Genomic DNA, 379 nt, shown 5'->3' on the forward strand with positions numbered 1-379 from the left:
ACTTCTACGGAGAGTGATGTTCAGCTGTAAACTTTCAATTTTTCAGCTTGTTCCAGATTGTTAAAGAGCAAAATACTTCGCAGCATACTGTTTCCAATACGCTCTGAAGTATTATTTAAAGGCTGTATGGTAATGGTGGAGCTAAGCGGGATCGAACCGCTGACCTCCTGCGTGCAAGGCAGGCGCTCTCCCAGCTGAGCTATAGCCCCATACAGTCACTTACAGATACCTTAATCACTAACACACCGGCAAGATGAGTTAGCCAATTTGTTCTCAGGCAAGGCGAAGTCATACGACGTTTGCTTGTGCAAACAAGTATGGCGACAACGCAGCATGAGGACGAATTGGTAGGCCTGAGTGGACTTGAACCACCGACCTC

1 tRNA gene is annotated in these 379 nt (G+C 47.0%); it reads right to left on the bottom strand.

The annotated features are described in order from the left end of the window. Positions 1 to 133 precede the first annotated feature (133 nt). Positions 134 to 209: transfer RNA gene (locus tag J1782_RS00050), tRNA-Ala, on the bottom strand. Between the last annotated feature and the right edge of the window lie 170 nt (positions 210 to 379).

It is taken from the genome of Rahnella sp. BCC 1045, assembly GCF_019049615.1.
Lineage (GTDB): Bacteria > Pseudomonadota > Gammaproteobacteria > Enterobacterales > Enterobacteriaceae > Rahnella > Rahnella contaminans.